Here is an 18,279-nt window from a genome sequence, read left to right as displayed (position 1 = left end):
ACCGGGCGCGCGACCCGCGATCTCCATGGCCTACGCGATCGGGCAACGGCTGCTAGTCTCGGGCCATGAAGCACGCGGCTTGCCCGATCACGGTCCTCGCGATCGCCCTCTGCCCGATGGCCCTTGCCCAGCAGGCGCCCTTCACGACCTCGCTCCTGCCCTCCCCGCCCCAGCCCAACCGGGTCACCGTGGCCCAGGTCGACGCGGGCGGAACCCTCGATCTGCTCGTCACCCACCCCACGACCGGCCAGCTCTCCCTGTGGCTGGGCGTCGGTGACGCGACCTTCAACGGCCCGATCCCGGTTGCCGTCGGCGGCACGCCCTTCGACGTCGCGACGGGGGACCTGGACGGTGACGGCGACCTCGACCTGGCGGTCAGCGATCGCGTCGAGAGCGTGGTGCGCGTCCTCGCCGGCGACGGCCTGGGGAGCTTCACCCTGGCCGGCACCTGGAGCGTGGGCGCCTCGCCGCGCACCGTCGAGCTGCTCGACATGGACGGCGACGGCAACCTCGACGCGGTGGTGGCCTGCCACGGCCTCGAGGGCATCACGACCCTCTTCGGCGCGGGCGACCTGAGCCTGCCCACGCGCGTCGACACGGTCGTCGGTCAGGCGCTGCTGCACTTCGCCGCCGGGGACTTCGAGCTGGACGGCGACATCGACCTGGCCCTGTACCACGAGATCGACATCCCCTATGCGCTCCTGCTCGTGCGCAACGACGGCGCGGGCGGGCTGACCGCCGACCCGCCCCTGATCGCCTCGGGCACCGGCACCTGGGGCGTGGTCGCCGACTTCACCGGCGACGGCTACCCGGACCTGGCCCAGGTCGAGAGCGAGTTCCTGGCCACCGAAGCCGGCTACTTCATCAACGACGGCAGCGGGTCCTTCCCCTCCTTCGGCGGCCTGTTCCTGGCCGAGGGGCGTATCGCCGCCGGGGACCTGGACGCCGACGGCCGCACCGATCTGGTGGGCACGCAGACGAGCGGAGCGCTGGTGATCGGCGCCAACGTGCAGCAGCTCGCACCCAAGGCCTCGATCCCCCCCTACCCCACCGCCGGCGACCTGCGCGACCTGGCCCTGGCCGACTTCGACGGCGACGGCTACGACGACGCGGTCACCGTCCACGGCGCGACGAACCGCATCCTGGTGCACCGCAACACGATCTGCCCGGCCGGGTCGAGCTTCTGCTCGCTGACGGGTTCGCTCAGCCCCTTCGGCGGCGGGACACAGCCGCTGACCCTCGACGCCGGCCCCGGCCACGCGGGCGCGATCTACGTGATCCTCGGCTCCTTCAGCGGCACCTCCCCGGGCCTGCCGATCGGCTCGGTGACCCTGCCCCTGAACCCGGTCGATCCCTACTTCGACTTCACCCTCACCAACCCCGGCGCCGCGCCTCTGACGATGGGCCTCGGCGTCCTCGACGCCGACGGCCGCGCCCAGGCCGGCGTGGCGATCCCGCCTGGCACCCTGGCCCTGATCGACCTCTCGGTGGACCACGCCTACCTCTTGTTGGACCCCGGCGCGGCAGCGCCGGTGACCTTCGCCAGCAACGCGGTCGAGTTGGCGTTCTGAGCCTGTTGCGTGCGCGTCGACGTCGGGCTTCGACGTCGATCGTCGCTCGCTCTCTGCGGTAGCGCACTCGCCCGTTCGAGAGTTCGGGGAACGGCTCAGGCGGAGCCCCCCTTGCCTCGAAGCGCGTCGGCCCCGGGTCGTCCGCGGCTTCGGCCTCCCTTCGGGCACGCCTCGGTCGCGCGAGGCGATCCCGAACCCAACGCAGAGAGAGGGCATCCAGACCGGGCGTGTGCGGGAGTCGGTCGCGACGCTATCCCTTCAGCGAGCTCGGACGATCCAATCACCGTGAGGCCGGAGGCCCCTATTCGGTCTCTGCCGGGGCTCTGCGCGCGTCCGACCCCGCCGACGACCCTGTCAGGTCGTCGAGGCTGTAAGGCGCGCGAAGACTCCCGGCAGGGGCCGCATGGCCGGCAAGGCCGGCGTGGCCGGCGTGGCCGGCGTGGCCGGCGTGGCCGGCGTGGCCGGCGTGGCCGGCGTGGCCGGCGGGTCGTCGAGACCAGTCTGCGTGGTCACGAACAAGCCTGTTCCGAGCCTTCAATCCGGCAACAGCAGCAGGAGTCGACCCGCCAGATCCCGCAACTCCTCCCGCCACGTCGGAACGAGGCCCCGCACCAGATTGAGTCGCAAGACACCACGCTCCTCGTCTCGACGGATGATGGGAGGTGCCTCGATCTCAGTGTCCCCATGGACCTCCTTGATCCACTCGGCGATCTGCTCGAGGCCGGTGTCGTCGGGCGTCAGAACGTCGAGGAAACTCAGGACCTGGTTCCGACCAGGAGGGAGGTCGAAGTGATTGATCTCGAGCCTTGCACGCCCACCGAGTTGATCGATGTCGTCCCCGTCGACTCGGTCGCCATCAACGTGATACCGATAGGTGTTGATCCCCACAACGCCATCGTCGTTCTTGACGCGCTGCGCCGAGAAAAGCTTCAAGCGGCTGTCCTCGGGAGACGGGATCCGCCGACTTCGACTGGCACGTCGCGAAGGCCGAGGTCCGACTCGTGGGACGAGTTCACAACCTGGCTAGCGCGTCGATTTGCTTCAACCCGCTCCTCGGAGTTCATGTAGTGCCAGAGCTCGTCGAGCTTCTCGAGCCACGCGTCCAACTGGCCCTCGGAGATCGTACCGAGCGCCTGAGCGCGGAGTCGTTGCGACTCGAGGCGGTGGTAACGGTCGGCGGCGCTCGACGGAACGTCTTCAGTCATCTCGGTACTCGATGGTCCACTGGCTGCGTGACTCTGAGAGCGCCCGTTCGAATGTCCCGAGGAGCACCCGCCCGCCCGGCTCTGCGAGCGCATGGTCGGCACGATCGCGCCGCAGGGTCAGTTCAGATCCGAGGTCTGAACTCGAGACCTGGAACACAGGATCCAATCCAGTTCCAGAAAGTACCTTGGGTCTGCGGTGCGGCGGCAGGTGCATCAGATCATCTGGGGCAACAGACATCCCGCCTCCACCGTAGTCGCCGAAGCCTCTCTGATCCGGATGGACGTCAACGCCGACCCGTACACCAAGTCGACGGGCCGAGCTTGCCACGCTTGGCCGACCGTCGGGTTCCGCCTTCATGCCGAGGTATGCGAGATTCACGTCGTCGAGCGACGAATGATCACTGGTCATGGCGCGAGGAAGAGATTGTGTTCAACGCTAGGAGGAGCTCAGCGCCGTTCGAGCCGCCGCGGGTACCGGCTCCGCGCGACGCGAGTTTTCCATGTTCGCGCGACGGAGCGATGCATCCGTTGTTGGCAGCCCGAGCTTCCGGACGAGGCGGTGCGGCAGGCCGAACCGGCGTAGCGGGTCGCCGGGATCCGCTCTGACTTCGAGTGACTCCTGCGCCGCACGGCGTCCCTGGGCGCGGCGCCGCTGACGATGGGCCTCGGAGTACTCGACGCCGACGGCCGCGCCCAGGCCGGCGTGGCGATCCCCCTGGGCACCCTGGTGCTGATTGATCGATCGGTCGACCACGCCTACCTCCTGCTGGCCCCCGGCGCCCCGCAGCCGGTGACGTTTCCCAGCAACTCGGTCGAGTTGGGGTTCTGAACCTCAGTCGGCCGCGCAGGGGTCGATCCCCGAAGGCCTTCGGTCCTCGCGAGCCACGGTGTAGTCCCGGCCGGGCGAGGGACTAGGGATTGGACAGGAGAGCTCGAACACCATGAACGCCCCCCTCTGCAAGCGCCTGGCCACGGTGGCCCTGGTCGTCCTCACGGCGAACACCACGATTTGGACGGGTCAGGGGAGGGCGATCGAGATCCACCCCGCTCGCAGCGCGACCGAGCCGGCGCTGACGGCCTCGATCCCCGCAATCGTCATCGACGTCGACAACGAGCCCTATGACGGCGCGGGTTGGTTCGTGGTCCACCAGTCGACCATGGGCCGGTCGACGGGCTGGGGCCCGTATCCGACTCAGGTCGTAGATGGACGGGCGACTTTCAGCTTCGGCACCGGGCGTTTCGCCCCCGACCCCGACGCCTGGGCGCAGGTCGAGTTCTTCCCCGCCACCAACGACGGGCAGAGGTCCAGCGAGCACGGCATCTGGCTCGATCCCCGAGACGGCTGCTTCGCGACAAGTCAGTTGGCGTTCACGGCGATTGCCGATGGGAACGAGCGGGCGACGGAGCAGACCCTCAGGCTCGCCTACCCACCCCTCGCCGGATCGGTGGAGGTCTTGAATCCGGAGGCCAGCGCCAGGGTCCGCATCCTCGCGGGAGACTACTTCGGCTCTTCGGATTGGTTCTCGAGCGGCAGCATCGAGTTGGAGCTTCCGACGAATACCCCCGTCCCGATCTACCGCTGGTCCGTGACCCAGCCCATCACCATCGAGGCCTCGACGCTGGACGGAAGCCAGACCACGCCGATCGAAGTCCACGGCTTCGGTAGGGCGATGGTGTTAGCTCCGAGTCCCATCGCCGACGTCACCGTGACCTACGACGCCACGGCCATTCCGGGCGCAGACCTGTTCTGCCTCTTCCCGGCCTCCACCTACGCGCCCCTCGCCTCCCACTCGGAAATTGGCTCTCTGATCTTGGACCTGTGGGTGCGGAATGCGGACGACAGCATCGCCGGCTGGCGGACCGAACGTGACGTCGAGGGCTCGATCTCCTTCCCCGCCTTGCGGCCCGGCGAGTACGTGCTGGAGCTGTGGTCGCTCCAGACCATCGCCCGGGGCGAGGGAAATGAAAAGCCACTGAACGTCGCTCCCATCGTGATCGATTCGAGCCCCGTGCAGACGATCTCACTTTGAACTCGAGGGCAGGCTCAAACCAAGTCCGAGTCCGCCAGGGTGTACCACCAGTGGTCGCGCAGCCACCACAGGCTGTGGTTGGGGTCGAAGGTGCGGCCGACCATGTAGTAGGGCGTGGGCCAGACGCCGAAGCCCTGGCGTTGGAACCACTCGAACCAGCTCGACCAGTCGGGGATGAAGAGGCCGAGGGCGGCCTTGCCGTCCAAGCGCGCGCGGGCGAGTAGCGCCTCGAGGAGGGCTCCCGCGACCCCAGGCTCGTTGTGCGGCACCAACCAGTCCGCGATCGGCGCGGTCCCGGGCGTGAGCCAATCGTCGGCGCGGTAGACGGCGTAGCCCGCGAGGCCGTCGGCGCCGTCCACGGCGAGCACGGTGTAGTCGTTCAGCGGGTTGTCGACGAAGCGCCAGTTGAGGAACGCGGCGTCGCGGATGGTGCTGGTGCCCCACCCGTCGCGCAGTCGCTCGTAGAGGCGATCCACCTCGGCGTCGAAGCGCTCGAGGACGCGCACGCCCGCGGGCAACTGCGTCGGGCCGTCACCCACCGCCCGTGCCAAGACGGTCTGCGATCGGTACACGTTGTAGTGCAGGTAGAGCTGGCCGATGCGGTAGGCCTTCTCCACCGGCCAGCCGTAGTGCACCACGTCCCCGGGCGGCTCGGCGGCGCCGTAGGCGGGGAAGAACGGCAGTGCCGTGCGAACGAAGATGCCCGGCGACTTCAGCCCCGCCCGGTGATCGGGATGGACGAAGGAGTCGATGATCTCGGCGAAGATGCGCTCACGGCCATCCATCCAGTGGCGGTAGGGGCGCGCGGAGTACTGGCACACGCACTGGCCGTCCTCGGTCGCCGCCACGAACAGGCGCAGGCCCGCGGGGTTCTGCTCGTGGGTGTAGCGCCACTCCGACTCGGTCCGCTGTCCGTCGAAGACCAGGTTGAAGGTCTCGATCAAGGAGGGCATGTCGCCCTCGGCGTACTCGCGGATGGTGTAGTCCATGGCGCGGCTGGCTTAGGCGAAGTCGGTGTCGGCGAAGGTGTAGTGCCAGGACTGGTGCAGCCAGTGCATCCGCATCTGCTTGGCGTAGGAGCGGTCGGCGAGCAGGAAGCGCTTGGCCAGGCGCAGAGCCAGGAAGCCGTGGCGGTCCTGCAGGGGGCGCCAGTCGGGCGAGGTCTCGGGCAGGAGCAGCACCAGGCGCTCGCAACCGGCCGCGCGGGCACGCTCCGCCAGCCAGGCCAGGAGCGCGTTCGCCGCGCCGTCGTCGTCGGGCGCGACGATCCAGTCGCAGACCAGACCGACGTTCCGATCCCCGTCGAAGTCGCCGGTGCGGAACACTGCCAAGCCGACCACCTCGCCGCCCCGGCGCACGACCGCCTGGTCGTAGGACTGATCCGGCCGCTGGCGGAAGCGCCAGTCCAGCCAGACCACGTCGCGCGCGAGGGTCAGGCCGCGGCCCTCGGCCAGACGCGCGCAGAGGGGCTCGACGTCGTCGTCGAAACGCTCGACGGGCTCGGCCACGAGCCCGCCCGCCTCACCGATCCGCAGGTGCTCCAGCTGACCCACCAGCTTGAACTGGGTGCGCACCGCCTGGACCTTGACGTGCCAGTTGAGCACGCGCCAGGCGGCGGGCGTCGGGAAGCCCCAGCTGATCAAGTCGAGCTCCATGCCGCCGAAGGCCCGCTCCCAAGCCTCGCCCATCCGCACCACCAGGCCCGGACGGCCCAGGGCATGGCGGAAGCGCGGCGCGATGCGGATGTCGTCCACGCGGCTGATGCGCGCGGCCTCGCCGTTCACCAGCACGGGCTGGCCACTGGCGCAGACGAGGCCCACGACCTCGTCCGCGTCCAGGGCCAACAGCACACGCGCCCCGGCGGGGTTCGCAGCCTGGCGCCAGGTCCAGGTGGCCGCAGTCGGCGGCGAGGGCGCGGGTGCGTCGACGTCGCCCTCGAACAGGTGGGCGTAGGCGTCGAAGATCCGCTGCTCGTCGCCGGGCTCGGCCACCCGGAACTGCAGGCGCCCGCTGTCCAGCAGGGAGCCGGCCAGGGGATCAGGCCCCCGCGCCGACCGCTTGCTGGGTGTCCGCCCGATGGCCGGATTGCAACAGGGCCGAGTCGAGCACGTCCCACAGGGCCGTGAGCGAATCGAGGAAGTCGTACATCCCCTGCACCACGAGGGGTTCGGTCTCCTCGTCGATGACGGACGCCACGGCCTCGACCGCGTTGCGCTCGTGCTGCTGCTCGGCGCCGGCCTCGCCCCAGTGCTCCAGCAGGTAGTGCATGTCGGTGTCCTCGAGGCTCGCGCCGTACAGCCCGCTGTCGATCAGACAGTGCTTCTCGCCGGGGATCAGGTGGCGGTTGGAGATGATCTCGAGGGCCAGGGCCGTGCCCAGGTTCTTGAAGGTCGTCTCGCGGCTCGGGTCGAAGCGGCGCTCGAAGACCTCGATCGCGCGGCGCGCCTGGGCGGTCAGGCCCGACTCGGGGTCGTAGCCCGGAAGGGAGCCGAGCAGCTTGTCCGAGTAGTTCTTGAGCACCGCTTCAACCGCCTGCTGGTCGGACAGGTCGGGGCACGTCGACGCTCCCGCCGCACGGTTGACGATGTAGCCTGCCATGGTCGCGAGCTCCGGACCGTGGTCCTCCTCGCTCTCCACGATCTCGTGCATCAGGCGGCTCTCGGAGTCGAGACCGAGCTGCTCCAGAGCGGCGGGGAACTCCCCCCCGGGACGGGTCGAGGCGCAGAATTTCTGGATCTGGTGGAACAGGGCGCCGATCACCTCCGGTTGCGGAGCGACCTGTGCCCAGTGCTCGAAGACGGGGTGTTGGAAGCAGCGATGGGAGCGGACAAGGGCGAGAAGGTCGTCTATGGATCGCATGGGGGTGTTTCGGAGCCGACGGGGAGGGCAGTGACTTTCAATGCCAAGTGGGAGCTGAGACCAACTCCAGTGAGCCGTGGCGACCGTTTACGAGATCAGAACGCCCCGCTCGCGGGGGACCCGCCCGGCCCATGTTCGAGCAGTTTTGGGGTGCCCCACCTGCCTGCGCTTACCCGCTCGAGACAGTCCGACTCGGCCCTCCGAACGCGCGCGGCCCCCGTCGCCCACAGGGGGCGACGGGGGCCGATGCAACCGGAGTCAGCGGCGCGGCGCGGGATCAGGCCTCGCGCTGGATCTCGATCACGCGCGAGCGCGCGGCCTGGGCCTTGGGCACGGTGATGTAGAGCACGCCCTGCTCGTGGCGCGCGACGACGCTGTCGCCGTCCACCTGCAGCGGGAACTCGAGCACGCGCCGGAAGGCACCGAATCCGGCCTCCCGGTGCAGAACTTGATCGGGCTGCTCGTCGAAGGCGCGCGGCTTCTCGCCGGCGATGGTGAGGGTGCGACCGTCGAGCTTGAGTTCGATCGCGTCGGCGGGCACGCCGGGAACTTCGGCGCGCACTTGGTAGGCGTCGGTCAACTCCGCGACGTCGACGCGCACGAGGGAACGCCCCTCGCCGCCACCGCTGAAGTTGCCGCCTTCGAAGAAGCGCTCGAAGAGTCGGTCGAGGTCAGCGCGGGCGGGGCCGAAGCCGGTGACAGGGATGAGGTGCTTCATGTGGGTCGTGACTCCTGATGTCGTCGGTGCGCGCCGCAGGTCTCCGGCGTGCGGCGCGCGGAGGTCATGGTCGGGCGGCCCCCAGGTCGCCCGGTCCGTGCCGGTGCATCCCAGGAAGCAAGGGCCGTGCCAAGGGCGGACCCCGGCCTGAGAGGGCGCCACACCGACACGGGCCTGCCCGGAGACCCTCCACCGGACCCATCACTGCCAAAACGACGCGCCGATGCGGCAGAAAGCTGTCAATCCGGCCAGGTGGCTCGGCGCACCCTGCCAAGGCGGCGGGCGGGCATCTCGGGACCCCGAGTCGCCCTGGATGGGTCGCGAAGGGGCTTCGGGTTGGGCCGAGGGTCGCTCCGGGCCACCGAGCGCGGCGCCCCGACCGTTCCAACGGCAACCCCGCCACAAGGCACCGGGCCTGTTCGGCCAAGCTCGTTATCGTCGTCGCCCCACCGATGCAGATCCAAGCTCGTCATGCCGGCCGCGCGCTGGCCGTCCTCGCCCTACTCCTCGGGTCCTGCGCCTCCCCCGGCGATCCGATCGAGGCTCTGACCATCGCCCCCGGGGCCGAGCGGGGCTCCACGGTGGCCGTCGACCCGGCCTTCGTGAACGGGCCCCTGGTCTACCTGACCAGCGCCATCGACGACGACGAGATCGCCGAGTTGACCGCGGGCCGCGAGGACCGGATCGAGATCATCGGCGAGCAGACGCGCGAGTCGGTGCTGCGCTACGCCGGTCGCGCCCACGGCATCGACGCCCACCTGCTCAGCGAAGAGTTCCTGGCTGCCGCGCCGAACCTGGCCTGGGTGCAGAGCTACAGCGCCGGGGTCGAGCGCTACATCGAGCTGGACGGCCTGACGAGCCGCCCGGAGGTCGTCCTGACCAACGCCAAGGGCGTGCACGGTCCGGTGATCGCGGAGCACGTGTTCGCCATGCTGCTGGCCCAGTTGCGCGGGCTCTACGCCTACGCCGAGGCCCAGGTGCGCGAGAACTGGGACCGCGACGCCGCGCCGGAGACGGCCTCGCTGGCCGGTCGCACGATGCTCGTCGCCGGCATGGGCGGCATCGGCAGCCAGGTGGCCCAGCGCGCCCACGCCTTCGACATGCGCGTGCTCGCCACCGTCCGCACCGAGCGGCCGGCGCCGGACTACGTGGACGTGCTGGCCACCGGCGACCGACTCGACGAACTCCTGGCCCAGACCGACGTGCTGGTGATCTGCCTGCCCCTGACCGACGAGACGCGCGGGATGTTCGACGCCCGGCGCCTGAACCTGCTGCGCCCCGGGGCCTTCGTCGTCAACATCGCGCGCGGACCGATCCTCGACACCGATGCCCTGCTTGCGGCCCTCGACAGTGGGCACCTGGCCGGTGCCTGCCTGGACGTGACCGACCCCGAGCCCCTGCCGCCGGGGCACGAGCTGTGGTGGCACGAGGGCGTGACGATCACCCCGCACGTGGCGGGCCGCGCCGAGCTCACGGTCGAACGCCGCGACGTGCTCGTGCGCGAGAACATGGAGCGCTTCATCGCGGGCGAGCCGCTCTTGAACGTGGTCGACCGCGAGCTGGGTTACTGAGCCCGGTTGGCGATCAAGTCGTCGCGCCACTCTCGGCGCAGGTCGTCGATGAAGCGGCCGACGGTGAGCTCGAAGCGCTCGGGGTCCCGGCCGAACAGGTCGACGTGGGCGCGGCCCTCGAAGACCGCGACGCCGCGGCAGTCGGCGACCCGCTCGGCGATGCGGCGCACCCCCGCCACGGGGGCTCGGCGATCGTCGCCGCCGACCAGGAAGAGCGTGGGCGCGAGGACATCGCCCGCGCCGACCAGGGGGCTGCGTCGATCGGGGTCGCCTCCCAAGAGCCACCCCTCGTGGACCAGCAACAGTTCCGCCGCCAGGGGACCGACCAGGGGCAGGAGGTTCGCTCCGCGGTCGCGCACCGCCGAGCCCAGGTCCGTGAAGGCCGCCTCGAGCACCAGGCCGTCGACGTCGAGCCGGCCGCCGGCCACCAGGGCCGCGCCCGCGCCCAGGGACCAACCGTCCACGACGATCGGCGTCGCGGGCCACAGGGTTCGGGCCCGGTCGACCGCCGCGATCAGGTCGCCGGACTCGTCATCGCCGAAGGTCAGGCGCGTGGCGTCGCTGGCGCCGTGGCCGCGAAAATCGAACAGGAGCACGGCCGCTCCCCGGCGGCGGAACCAATCGGCGCGGCCGAGCATGGCCCTGCGATCGGCTCCCAGGGGATGGGCCAGGACGGCGACGAACTCGGGCTCGGGTGACCGCGCCTCGGGCTGTGCGGAGCGCCAGCCTGACAGGCGCGTGCCGCGGGCCCCGTCGAAGTTCAGCTCGACCAGGCCGGAGCCCTCGGGGGCCTTCCCCACCGGCCGATTGCGCGGTGCGCCGGCCTCGGCCGCGACGAAGGCGCTGCCCGCCGCGAGCAGGGCGATGCCGGCGAGGGTCCAGACGACGGCACGCAGGATCGAGCCGGAGCGGTTGGAGTCGAGCTGGGGTCTGAAGCGCATGGGAATCGAGCGGGGAACGGACAGGAGACTCCCCGCACCCGGGCTGATACGCGGCGGGGTCGCAATCCGCTCCGCCGGGCCCGCGCCGGACCGCGGACCTAGACTCTCGCCATGCGCCTCCCCTCCGCTGCCTCGCATGTCGCCGTTCTGCATGTCGCCGTGCCCCTCGCGTTCCTGCTGTTCTCGCCCGCTGGCGCCGCCGCCCAGGAGTCGACGCCCGCAGAGCTTGCCGCCGAAGCTCCCGACCCCGATCAGGCCCCGATCAACGTCCTGTTGATCTACGCCGACGACCAGCGGGCCGACACGATCGGCGCCCTGGGCAACGACGGGATCCGCACCCCGCACCTGGACTCACTCGTGGAACGGGGCACGGCGTTCGAGCGAACCTATTGCCTGGGCGGACCCCACGGCGCGGTCTGCATTCCGAGCCGGGCGATGCTGATGACCGGCCGGGCCTGGTTCGAGCTCGACCTGGGCGAGTTCGACGGTCGCACGACCCTGCCCGAGCACATGGCCGCCGCCGGCTACCGGACCTTCATGACCGGCAAGTGGCACAACGGTCATGCCGCTCTGCGGCGCGCCTTTCCCCAGGCGCGGGCCGTCATGCGCGCGGGGATGAGTAACCACTTCCAGGTGCCGCTGGTAGATGTGGAGGGCGGCGAGTTCCAGAACGTGCGCCAGGGCGAGGGCCACTCCAGCGAGATCTTCGCCGACCAAGCGGTGGCCTTCCTGGAGCGCGCCGCGGAGGGCGAGGCGCCGTTCTTCTGCTACGTGGCGTTCACCGCGCCCCACGACCCGCGCGACGCGCCCATCGCGTGGCGCGAGCGCATGGCCGGACGGCGGCCGCCCCTGCCGGCGAACTTCATGCCCCAACACCCCTTCGACAACTCGCAGCTCACCACCCGCGACGAGATGCTCGGGCCCTGGCCGCGGACGGAGGAGCTGGTGCGCGAGCAGCTCGCGGAGTACTACGCATTGATCGAGCACCTGGACTCGCAGGTCGGGCGCGTGCTGGCGGCGCTCGAGGCCAGCGGACGCGCGGATCGCACCCTGGTCGTGTACGCCGCCGACCACGGCCTGGCCATGGGCAGCCACGGCCTGCTCGGCAAGCAGAGCGTGTACGAGCATTCGATGCGCGCGCCGCTGATCCTCGCCGGACCGGGGATTCCGCACGGGCGCACGAACTCCTTGGCCTACCTGCACGACATCTACGCGACCGTGCTCGCGACGGCGGGGCTCGAGGCGGAGGGGGACACGCATTCGAGGGACCTGCATCCGCTCTTGGGCGAGGACGCACCTGTCGGCCGCGAGGTCGTGCTCACCTCGCAACACCACATGCGCGCGATCACCGACGGCCGTTGGAAGCTGATCCGCTATCCCGATATCGATCGGACGCAACTGTTCGACCTCGAGTCGGACCCGGCGGAGCTGCACGACCTGGGGAGCGACCCCGACCAGTCCGAACGCATCGCCGCGCTGCGCAAGCAACTGCTCGCCCAACAGACCCTGCTCGGCGACCACCAACCCTGGACCTCGCCCGAGCAGCACCCGGCGGAGATCGACCTCACTGGCCATGAGCGCGTGATCGACCCCTGGCAGCCGCAGTGGATCCGGGAGAAGTACTTCGGCGAGGGTCGCTAGGCCCGAGGCGAGCGGCGGGTGCGTCCGCCTTGGCGCCGCGCCCATCGCGTCGCGTCGGAAGAATTCCTCCAACGGACCGGCGGACCGCGGCAAGGAGTAGGTGACGGCATGGCACTCCCCACCTCCATCCCCCATCCCGAGGCGCTCCTCGCGGAGCGCGACTGGCTGCTTGCCCTGGCGCGCAGCCTTGTGCGCGACGAGTCGGCGGCGGACGACCTGGCCCAGCAAACCCTGTTGGCGGCGCTCGAGAAGCCGCCGACCCCGGATCGGCCGCTGCGGCCGTGGCTCGCGGGGGTGACGCGACGGCTCTGGGCTCAGACCAAGCGGGGCCAGGGGCGGCGCGCGGCGCGGGAACGGGCCGCAGCGCCCACAGACGAGCTGCCGGCGACGGCCGATCTGGTCGAGCGGGTGGACACCCAGCGTCTGGTCGCCGGCGCGGTGTTGGAGCTGGACGAGCCGTACCGCACCACCCTGCTCCTGCGCTACTACGAAGGGCGCTCGGCGGCGGAGATCGCGCTGCACGAGGAGATTCGCGAGGCGACCGTGCGTTGGCGGTTGATGGAGGCGCGCGAGCGGTTGCGGAAGCGGCTCGACCAGGAACATGGGGGCGACCGTAGCGCGTGGATCGCGAGCGTGGGAGCGCTCGCGAGGCAGGCGCCGTCGACCCAGATTGCGGCGGGAGCTCTCGCCGCCTTGCTCGGATTTCTGATGGCCAATACGACGGCGAAACTCGTGCTCGGCGGGGTCGCCGTGCTCGCCCTGGGCCTTGCGGTCCTTTCCCAGAGCTCCTATTCGGGCGCCAATCTCGGCCAGCGCGGAAGGGCGGCGGAACCGACGGCGGACTTGCAGGCCGTCGGCGACGCCGCTCCCCCGGCGGCTCGCGAGGCCTTGGCTGTTGCCGCCGGCACCGCTCGATCCGCCATTGCCACGGACGACTCGCCCGCGGCCGCCAACGACGGTCCCGCCGTCGCCGCCCGCTTGGTCGACCGCGAAGGGCGAGGCGTGTCCGGGGTGGAGCTTCGCTTCGAGGCCCCCTACGACGAAGTCCGCGGGACCAGCGACGCTGGCGGCTACCTGCGGATCGACCTTGGCGCCGCGCCCCTCCTGCCCGACGGGCCCCGGTCGATCGCCGCCCACACCGACCACGACGCTTGGGCGCGCGAGTCGCTGCAGATCGTCTGTCCGGTCACGGCGACGGTGCAACTGGGTGAGATCACCCTCGAGCCCGGCGGAGCGCTGGGCGGGATCGTGACCGATGGGAACGGCCTGCCGATCGCCGGGGCCACGGTGCGCCCGGCGGAGGTGGAGTTGACCGCGCGAGAACTCGAGTTGGGCCGCCTCTACGGCTTCCGCGCCCCGACGTCCCTCACCGACCGGGAGACCGCGACCGCCGTCGACGGTTCCTTCGCGCTGCGCGGCCTGCCTGCCGGCATGCGGCGGGTGTCCGCCGACGCCAGCGGCTTCCTCGGAGCGGTCTCGGAGCTGTTCGAGGTTGGACCCGCCCGCGGCCCTGCGCGAGTGACGATCGAGCTCGCGCGCCCGGCCCCCTGGCAGACCATCCGGGGCCGCGTGGTCGACGCCGACGGTCTGCCGGTGGCTGATGCGCTCTTGACGCACGGAGCCGAGGGCATGGCCGTCCACACGCGGCAGCGCGCGCGGACCGACGACAGCGGCGCCTTCGAGCTGCGCCTGGACCACGAGGCGCCGTGGACCATCGAGGCCTCCCTGCCCGGCGGTCACGATCGACCCACGGTCCTCGCCGGCGTCGAGCCCGGGAGTGACGACGTGGTCCTGGTCCTCGGCCAGGAGCGCTGGATCGAGATCACGCCGGTGGTCGGCGAGGTCCCGATGGAGCGCCAGGTGGACGTGCGCCTGATCGCGGACGACGACGGTGAGCGCCTCATCTCAGGCATGACTCCCGCGGCGCGCCTGGCGCCGGTCTCCGGTTCGGGCGCAACGGAGTTGGAGGTCGACCTCGATTCGACCGCTCCGCCGCAGGTCGCGCGCCTGGCCCTGCCCGACGAGCCCTTTCGCGTCGTGGTGTCGGCCCAGGGCTTCGAAGACGGCATCGCGGGGCCCTTCGATCCGTCCACCGCGCCCAGCGCCCTGACGGTCGCCTTGGGCCCTCGAACGGCGCGCACCCTGGGCGGTCAGGTCACCGCCGGTGGCGAGCCCCTCGAGGACGCCATGGTCTTCCTCGTCGCGGCGCCCAGGTCCGACGATCCCTGGCTGCGCGCCACCGACGCCGAGGGTGGGGCGCTGGACTTGATCCACCGCTTCGGCATCCCCTTCAGCAGCCTGAGGTCGACCGACGCCCAGGGGTGCATGGCGCTGCAGTTCGAGCGATCCGGCGACTACATCGTGGTGGTGACCCACACGCCACGGGAAGGTGATCGGGTCTGGGCCGCCCTGACCCACGGTCCCCTCGCCCTCGACCCGTCGTCTCCCGACGAACCCCGCGAGCTACAGCTCGAGCTGAGCCACGGCGGCGCTATCGAGGGCGTGGTCCTGACAGCCGAGGGCCGCGATCCGGCCGGCATCACCGTCGGCGCTACGATGGGCAACGGCCTCGTGTTCGACGCGGTCACTGACGAGCAGGGCCACTACCGAATCGAGGCCCTGGCGCCCGGACCTTGGCAAGTCGCGCGATCGAGCGGGGCGACCTACGCGGGGCTGGGCGGCCCGGGCACCCGCCCGACCGAGAACGGCGGCGAGCTGCCCTTCGACTGCATCGTCGTCGAGGGCCAGACCACCGGCTTCGACCTCGACCTCAGCGCGCCCGGGGTCGAGTGCACCATCGCCGCACGGCTGGTGGTCGACGGCGAGCCCGCTGCAGACTGGTCGGTCTCCCTCAAGCACGCCGACAGCGCCAACATCTTTGCCAACCAGTCGGCGACCACCGACGCGGACGGGCACTTCGAACTCACCACCCGCGAAGCCGGGCCCCACGTGGTCGGACTCACCGCGGTTCATCGGGGCACCCTGGTTTCGCTGAACGCTCGCGTGGAGCTCAGCCCTGGCCGCACCGAGCTCGCCTGGGAACTCGCGACAGCCCCGCTGAACGGCCGCCGCACCGACGACCCGGCCAACTGGGGCGAGTACCTCTTCCACTACAGCGAGCCCGCCCCCGACGTCTGGACCCTGGCGGCCTTCCGCCCCGACGGCGAAGGCGCGATCCACCTCGAAGCCGTCCCCGTCGGCCCCGGACGAATCCTGCGCCGCGGTGACCGAGCCTTCGAGCATCCATCCACCTGGACGACACTGCGCGAAGTCGACGTCCGTTCAGGCGATGGAGCCGCCTTCGAGGTCCCCTGACCGAACCGAGGGCCGCACACCGCGATTGCCATTGCGAAACTTTGCTCTTGTTGCACCACGCTCGCTCGGTGTGCGGCCCCACCTGATACAGAGACGGCGATTCGGTCCGGCACTACCTACCGAAATCGCTCTGCAAGGCGTGCGACGCCGCATCCACCCCTGGATGAAGCAAATCACTCCACGAGGCGAGAAGAAGTTCTCAAGCTCCGCCAGTCGAGTTCCGACGAATCCGAGATGAACGACCTCGGCCGCGTCCAAGCAACCCAGAAGAGTGGTTCAGAAGCCTTCAGGGATGGACAGGGCTCTAGGGACTTCGCTCTCCGCGACTTCTGGGCCTGGAACCAATCAGACCTGCTGTCGAACTTGTGTAGAGCAGCGTTCGCCGAGTTCATCGTCGCGCGCGCTCTATCCGCGGACACCTCGACCGTTCGCGACGAGTGGGGCACCTACGACTTGAGAGCGGCCTCGGGCCTCAAGGTCGAGGTCAAGACCTCGGGCTTCTTGCAGTCCTGGCATCAGAACTCCCTGAGCGAGCCTAGCTTCTCAATTCGCCCCGCAAGAGCCTGGCATCCGGACAAAAACACATTCGGTTCCGATGTCCGACGCCACGCCGACGTCTACGTCTTCGCGCTACTCGCACACAAGGACAAGGCAACCGTCGACCCCATGGATTTGAGCCAATGGAGGTTCTACGTCGTCTCGACGGCGACATTGAACTCTGCGAAGCCCAAGGCCAAGACGCTCTCCCTGAGTGCCCTCGAAGGGCTCGCTGGACCCGTCAGCTTCGATGAGGTCGCCAGCGCAGTCGAAGCGAGCATTGCCCGACGGGCAGCTTAGAGCCCAATCCGCATATCTGAGGCCGCTCGGCGTCCGATCACGAGCGGTCGGAGGCTGGCGCTCGCCCGCAGCCGGCTCGCTGCAAACCTGCAGGTGTCGGATGGCTTCCGATTCGACCTGAATTGGAAGGCTCCCACCCGTGGACCAGCGCTGGGCTGTCACCGCGACATCGAGCTCGCCGAAACCTGGAGTCAACCGCATCGCGGGAGGGCCAGTGTCACCGAGACGTAACGGCTCGAAGGCACCCACCTTCGACCTGTTACCGTCCGCTGGTGCCGCTGACCTCAATCCTGATTGCCCTAGCCCCGAGCCTCTGGTCCCCGCTGGCGCAAGGCGCGCCGGACGTCGATCAGAACCGGACGGAGTTCGGGAGAGACCTCGCCGTCTTGACCGGACCCACGACTGACGCCGACTGCGTCATCGCCGTCAGCCAACCTTGCTACGGATACTCCGAGGGGCTGTACGACCAGCTCGACAGGGTGCATGGCTTCGGAGTCGACGGGCAGTTGCGCTGGACGTGGAGGGCTGACGATCACTACGACCCCCGGGACGCCGACTACGCCTACGGCGGCGTCAGGGGCATGCGTCGTCTGAGCGACCGTGATGGAGACGGGTGGGACGACCTCCTGGTCGTCAACGGCATGTGGAACCTGATCGGGGTCAATGTCGTGAGCGGCGCAACGGGCGAGCCAATCGCCGGCGGTTACATCGTGGATGCGTTCCCGTCCGGCCGAGGACTGACCCTGATCGATGGGCGGGGACCTCGAGGCGACCTGTTCGGGATCGCACACGAATGGAACGAAGAGCACCGGCACTCGCGGTTCACGGCGCTGTCGATCGGCCCGCGAGAGATCTTGGGCAAGCGGTATGAGAATCAAGTCGTCCGCACTCCACTCGCGGACGCGCTGCCGTGGGAGCGAGTCGTCGGCGCGCACTGGCTCGGCGAGACCCTGTGCCTGATGACGCGCGTCGAGCAACTGGTCGTCGTTCGGCGCTACAGCTCGGATCTCGCACTCGTCGACGAAGCCCGACTCGCGTTGCCGAACTTCGAGCGGCAGGCCGACCTGAGGCTCGTCGATCGGAGCCTGACCGTTGTCGTCGACGGCAAGGAGGCAGTGCTCGCGTTCCTCGAGCGGCGATTCACGGATGGAGACAACTCAGTTCAACACGAGGTCGAGATCGCCCTGATTGCCCTCGACGGAACCTTCAAGGCTTCCAACGCGCGCACGGGCTGGGACGGGCCCGTCGGGGCGATTCACACCGACGAAGGGAGATTGGTCGTGGGCCTCCCCGAGGCCGGGAGGCTGGTAGAGCTCGAGCTGGCGCGCGACCGAATTCGCTCACGCCCGATCGCAGTCGGAACCTACCTGGGTACCGCGATCGAGGAGGCGCCGGACGCGCTGCGCGCCGTTCGACCGGAGCTCTTCGACCAAGGCTCGTTGCTCGTCGGCGAGCCGACCCCGTGTGGAGGGGCGTGGGGAGTCCCGCGCGTCCTGATCTACCCGCCGGGATTCGACGGTGAGCCGAGCTGCTTCCTGCGGGCCACGACCGACGGCACCGGCATCGTCTCGCCGCTCAACGAACGCTAGTG

At 69.9% G+C, this 18,279-nt stretch carries 16 protein-coding genes; 8 read left to right on the top strand and 8 right to left on the bottom strand.

The features are described 5' to 3' along the window. Positions 1-65: 65 nt before the first annotated feature. Positions 66-1,571 carry an FG-GAP repeat domain-containing protein gene (locus tag Pla133_RS02590; RefSeq protein ID WP_145062088.1) on the top strand — a complete coding sequence of 502 codons (1,506 nt, stop codon included), beginning with the start codon at positions 66-68 and terminating at the stop codon, positions 1,569-1,571. A 354-nt stretch (positions 1,572-1,925) separates the two neighbouring features. Here the strand turns inward: Pla133_RS02590 and Pla133_RS25855 are convergent, their stop codons facing one another. From Pla133_RS25855 to Pla133_RS02580, 3 genes are all read right to left on the bottom strand, one after another. Beyond that, a complete protein-coding gene (locus tag Pla133_RS25855; protein WP_419192056.1) occupies positions 1,926-2,084 on the bottom strand; it encodes a hypothetical protein in 159 nt (52 codons plus the stop codon). 21 nt (positions 2,085-2,105) lie between these two features. After that, a complete protein-coding gene (locus Pla133_RS25850) occupies positions 2,106-2,504 on the bottom strand; it encodes a hypothetical protein (protein WP_419192055.1) in 399 nt (132 codons plus the stop codon). A gap of 264 nt (positions 2,505-2,768) precedes the next feature. Then, complete coding sequence (locus Pla133_RS02580) at positions 2,769-3,185, bottom strand: hypothetical protein (RefSeq protein ID WP_145062086.1); 417 nt, start codon at positions 3,183-3,185, stop codon at positions 2,769-2,771. Between the two features lie 249 nt (positions 3,186-3,434). Between Pla133_RS02580 and Pla133_RS25845 the strand changes: the two genes are divergently transcribed. Next, a complete protein-coding gene (locus tag Pla133_RS25845) occupies positions 3,435-3,605 on the top strand; it encodes a hypothetical protein (protein WP_419192054.1) in 171 nt (56 codons plus the stop codon). A 112-nt stretch (positions 3,606-3,717) separates the two neighbouring features. Beyond that, the gene (locus Pla133_RS02575) at positions 3,718-4,806 is read left to right on the top strand and encodes a hypothetical protein (RefSeq protein ID WP_145062084.1); all 1,089 of its coding nucleotides are present in this window, start codon (positions 3,718-3,720) and stop codon (positions 4,804-4,806) included. A gap of 14 nt (positions 4,807-4,820) precedes the next feature. Here the strand turns inward: Pla133_RS02575 and Pla133_RS02570 are convergent, their stop codons facing one another. The 4 genes from Pla133_RS02570 to Pla133_RS02555 all read right to left on the bottom strand — a co-directional run bounded on the left by Pla133_RS02570 (position 4,821) and on the right by Pla133_RS02555 (position 8,383). After that, positions 4,821-5,795 carry a GNAT family N-acetyltransferase gene (locus tag Pla133_RS02570; protein WP_145062082.1) on the bottom strand — a complete coding sequence of 325 codons (975 nt, stop codon included), beginning with the start codon at positions 5,793-5,795 and terminating at the stop codon, positions 4,821-4,823. A gap of 12 nt (positions 5,796-5,807) precedes the next feature. After that, positions 5,808-6,797 carry a GNAT family N-acetyltransferase gene (locus tag Pla133_RS02565; protein ID WP_145062081.1) on the bottom strand — a complete coding sequence of 330 codons (990 nt, stop codon included), beginning with the start codon at positions 6,795-6,797 and terminating at the stop codon, positions 5,808-5,810. A 46-nt stretch (positions 6,798-6,843) separates the two neighbouring features. Further along, positions 6,844-7,665, bottom strand: coding sequence for a hypothetical protein (locus Pla133_RS02560; RefSeq protein ID WP_145062080.1), 822 nt, complete (start codon positions 7,663-7,665; stop codon positions 6,844-6,846). Between the two features lie 277 nt (positions 7,666-7,942). Beyond that, positions 7,943-8,383: an Hsp20/alpha crystallin family protein gene (locus tag Pla133_RS02555; protein ID WP_145062079.1), complete on the bottom strand. Its 441-nt coding sequence runs from the start codon at positions 8,381-8,383 to the stop codon at positions 7,943-7,945. 452 nt (positions 8,384-8,835) lie between these two features. Between Pla133_RS02555 and Pla133_RS02550 the strand changes: the two genes are divergently transcribed. Next, positions 8,836-9,954: a D-2-hydroxyacid dehydrogenase gene (locus tag Pla133_RS02550; protein WP_419192053.1), complete on the top strand. Its 1,119-nt coding sequence runs from the start codon at positions 8,836-8,838 to the stop codon at positions 9,952-9,954. Here the strand turns inward: Pla133_RS02550 and Pla133_RS02545 are convergent. Then, a complete protein-coding gene (locus Pla133_RS02545) occupies positions 9,948-10,895 on the bottom strand; it encodes an alpha/beta hydrolase (protein WP_419192052.1) in 948 nt (315 codons plus the stop codon). The two genes, Pla133_RS02550 and Pla133_RS02545, sit on opposite strands and share 7 nt — an antisense overlap. Before the next feature lie 111 nt (positions 10,896-11,006). Between Pla133_RS02545 and Pla133_RS02540 the strand changes: the two genes are divergently transcribed. From Pla133_RS02540 to Pla133_RS02525, 4 genes are all read left to right on the top strand, one after another. Next, a complete protein-coding gene (locus Pla133_RS02540; protein WP_145062073.1) occupies positions 11,007-12,536 on the top strand; it encodes a sulfatase family protein in 1,530 nt (509 codons plus the stop codon). A gap of 108 nt (positions 12,537-12,644) precedes the next feature. Then, a complete protein-coding gene (locus Pla133_RS02535) occupies positions 12,645-15,851 on the top strand; it encodes a sigma-70 family RNA polymerase sigma factor (protein ID WP_145062071.1) in 3,207 nt (1,068 codons plus the stop codon). Between the two features lie 234 nt (positions 15,852-16,085). After that, positions 16,086-16,688, top strand: coding sequence for a hypothetical protein (locus tag Pla133_RS02530; RefSeq protein WP_145062069.1), 603 nt, complete (start codon positions 16,086-16,088; stop codon positions 16,686-16,688). A gap of 386 nt (positions 16,689-17,074) precedes the next feature. After that, positions 17,075-18,277, top strand: coding sequence for a hypothetical protein (locus tag Pla133_RS02525; RefSeq protein WP_145062067.1), 1,203 nt, complete (start codon positions 17,075-17,077; stop codon positions 18,275-18,277). Positions 18,278-18,279: the final 2 nt, after the last annotated feature.

Origin of the sequence: Engelhardtia mirabilis (genome assembly GCF_007748095.1) — a bacterium.
Lineage (GTDB): Bacteria > Planctomycetota > UBA1135 > UBA1135.
Note: the sequence above shows the minus strand (reverse complement) of the source record. Positions and strands in the feature narration are given on the sequence as shown.